The following is a 3,309-nucleotide window of genomic DNA, read 5'->3' as shown; positions in this document are numbered from 1 at the left end:
GTGCTGGCGATCGCGGTCATCGTCGATTCTCTCGCCCGCCGCTCGCGTGTCTCACACGGCCGCGCCTGACGGCCTATCGAAGAGGATCGCAATGTCTGAAAGTCTTTCCGGCAAGGTTGCCGCAATCACTGGCGCTGCCTCGGGCATCGGGTTGGAATGCGCCCGCACCATGCTCGCAGCCGGCGCGAAGGTCGTCCTTGTCGACCGGGCCGAGGACCGGCTTCAGAAACTTGTCGCGGAGCTCGGCGACAATGCTTATGCGGTTGTCACCGACCTGCTCGATCCGGCGAGCGTCAACCGCATGATGCCCGAGATCCTCGAAAGAGCGGGCCAACTCGACATCTTCCATGCCAATGCCGGCGCCTATGTCGGCGGGGAGGTGGCATCGGGCGACCCCGATCAGTGGGATAGGATGCTCAACCTCAACGTCAACGCCGTGTTCCGCACGGTGCACGCCGTGCTGCCGCATATGATCGAGCGGAAGAAGGGCGATATCATCGTCACCAGTTCGGTGGCCGGCTTCGTTCCCGTGGTCTGGGAGCCGATCTACACCGCCTCGAAATTCGCCGTGCAGGCATTCGTCCATACGGTCCGGCGCCAGGTGCTGAAGCACGGCATTCGCGTCGGTGCAGTCGCTCCCGGTCCGGTGGTGACGGCGCTGCTCAGCGACTGGCCAAAGGCCAAGATGGAAGAAGCGCTCGCCGCCGGCAGCCTGATGGAGGCGAAGGAAGTGGCGGACGCCGTGCTGTTCATGCTGACGCGACCGCGCAACATCACCATTCGCGACCTCGTCATCCTGCCGCAGAGCGTGGACATCTGAGCGGCTTGCCGACCGGCCTTCGCAGAACGGAACCGCCGCCATGATCCTCGACCGCTTCCGACTGGACGACAATGTCGCGCTGGTGACCGGCGGCACGCGCGGCATCGGCCTCGCCATCGCGAAGGCGCTCGGCGAAGCCGGCGCACGCGTCGTCGTTGCGGGCCGGACGATGAAGGATGATGCGCGGCAGGAACTCGCGGGCCTCGCCTTCGACTTTCACGCCGCCGAGATGCTGGACGAGAAAGCGCCGGACAGGCTGGTCGCCGACACGCTCGCCAAGGCCGGCCGCCTCGACATCCTGGTCAATAGCGCCGGCATCGCCATCCATGGCGACAGCGGCGACTATCCGGAGGACATCTGGCGGCAGACGATGGCGATCAATGTCGATGCCGTCTTCCGCTGCTGCAGGGCGGCGCTGGCGCCGATGCGGCGCCAGGGAGGCGGCGCGATCCTCAATGTCGGCTCGATTTCCGGCATCGTCTCCAACATTCCCCAGAACCAGGTTGCCTATAGCAGTTCCAAGGCGGCGGTGCACATGATGACCAAGAGCCTCGCCAGCGAGGTGGCGGCCGATAACATCCGCGTCAACGCCGTCGCGCCCGGCTATATCGAAACGGACCTTTCGCGCGGCGGCATCGAGAATCCGGAATGGTTCCCGATCTGGCGCGGCATGACGCCGATGGGCCGCGTCGGCCAGCCGGAAGAAGTTGCGGCGGCCGCACTTTTCCTGTGCTCTCCCGCCTCAAGCTACGTGACCGGCGAGGTGCTGGTCATCGACGGCGGCTATACCACACGCTGAGATGGCGCTGAGCTTAGGGCGCTGAGACAGGAGAATTGCGATGAAACTCAAGGACAAGGTCGCCGTCGTCACTGGCGGCGCGCAAGGCATCGGCGCAGCCATCGTGCGCGGTTTCGCCGCCGAAGGCGCCCATGTCGTGATCGCCGATATGGCACTAGACAAGGCGGAAGCGCTTGCGCGCGAGCTCGAAGGCAAAGCTACCGCTCTGCAACTCGACGTGCGCGACCTCGCCTCGATCGAGGCGATGGTCGCTTCGGTGACGAGGACGCATGGCGGGATCGACATATTGGTCAACAATGCCGCCGTCTTCGACATGGGGCCGCTTCTCGAGATTTCGGAGAAGAGCTTCGACCTGCAGTTCTCGGTCAATGTGAAAGGGCTGTTGTTTACGCTGCAGGCGGTGGCCAAGCGCATGGTCGCCCAAGGGCGCAAGGGGAAGATCATCAACATGGCCTCGCAGGCGGGACGGCGCGGCGAGGCGCTGGTCGCCGTCTATTGCGCCACCAAGGCCGCCGTAATCAGCATCACGCAATCGGCCGGCCTTGCACTGATCAAGCACGGCATCAACGTCAACGGCATCGCGCCTGGTGTGGTCGACACACCGATGTGGGACCAGGTCGACGCCCTGTTCGCGCGCTACGAGAACCTGCCGATCGGCGAGAAGAAGCGGCAGGTCGGGCTGGCGGTGCCGGCGGGGCGCATGGGCGATCCCGACGATTACCGGGGTGCGGCTGTCTTCCTGGCATCGAGCGAGGCCGACTACGTCGTGGCGCAGACGCTCAATGTGGACGGCGGCAACTGGATGAGTTGATTGGCCGAAGCTCGAGGCCCCGCCTGCGACAATCGGGCAGGAACGATCTGGCGGCTGACGCATTTTGGTTCCCATCAACCATTTGAGGGAACCATGCGCATCGCTCATGTCGCGCCGCTCTATGAATCCGTGCCGCCGAAACTATATGGCGGCACCGAGCGGATCGTGTCCTATCTCACCGAAGCGCTGGTGGAAGTCGGGCACGAAGTGACCCTGTTCGCCAGCGGCGACAGTGAGACCTCGGCGCGGCTGGTGCCCGGTCGCGACCAGGCGATCCGTCTCGATCCGCGGCCGAAAAAGTCCGAGATTGCGGCGCATATGGCGATGCTTTGCCAGGTGCGCGAGCGGGCGGACGAGTTCGACGTCATACACTTCCATCTCAGCCATTTCGTGCATTTTCCATTCTTCGAACATATGGCGGGGCGAACGGTGACGACCCCGCATGGCCGGCTCGACTATGTCGACCTGGCGCCGGCCTACAAGCGCTTCCCGCGCTTTCCGATGATCTCCATCTCGCACAGCCAGAAGCGCGGATTGCCCGACGCCAACTGGCTGGCGACGATCCATCACGGGATTCCGGTCGATGCGTATCAGCCCACGTACAATCCCTCGGCCGAGGAACCCTATTTGGCTTTCCTGGGCCGGCTGTCTCGCGACAAGCGCCCGGATCGAGCGATCGAGATCGCGCGGCGTTCCGGTTTGAAGCTTAAGCTGGCGGCCAAGATCGGCGATGACGATCGCGCCTATTTTCACGACGAGATCGAGGCGCTCATCGACGGCGACCGGGTCGACTATATCGGCGAGATCGCGGAACACGAGAAGGCCGAGTTTCTCGGCAATGCCGCGGGCCTGCTGTTTCCCATCGACTGGCCGGAGCCG

Annotated in this window: 4 protein-coding genes; all 4 read left to right on the top strand. The window is 64.3% G+C overall.

Annotation, left to right across the window (positions count from 1 at the left end; all coding sequences use genetic code 11):
* The first annotated feature begins 91 nt into the window (after positions 1–91).
* Positions 92–820: an SDR family oxidoreductase gene (locus EOA49_RS31085; protein ID WP_127242049.1), complete on the top strand. Its 729-nt coding sequence runs from the start codon at positions 92–94 to the stop codon at positions 818–820.
* Positions 821–860: 40 nt separating this feature from the next.
* Complete coding sequence (locus EOA49_RS31080) at positions 861–1,619, top strand: glucose 1-dehydrogenase (RefSeq protein WP_127243566.1); 759 nt, start codon at positions 861–863, stop codon at positions 1,617–1,619.
* A 40-nt stretch (positions 1,620–1,659) separates the two neighbouring features.
* Entirely contained in the window at positions 1,660–2,430 is a 771-nt protein-coding gene (locus tag EOA49_RS31075) for an L-iditol 2-dehydrogenase (RefSeq protein ID WP_127239832.1), read from the top strand.
* Between the two features lie 93 nt (positions 2,431–2,523).
* Positions 2,524–3,309 (top strand): glycosyltransferase family 4 protein (locus EOA49_RS31070; protein WP_164749353.1); only part of this gene is annotated, 786 nt, incomplete at its 3' end.

Source organism: Mesorhizobium sp. M1A.F.Ca.IN.020.04.1.1 (genome assembly GCF_003997315.1).
In the GTDB taxonomy this organism is placed as follows: domain Bacteria; phylum Pseudomonadota; class Alphaproteobacteria; order Rhizobiales; family Rhizobiaceae; genus Mesorhizobium.
This window is presented reverse-complemented; position numbering and strand designations above follow the sequence as displayed.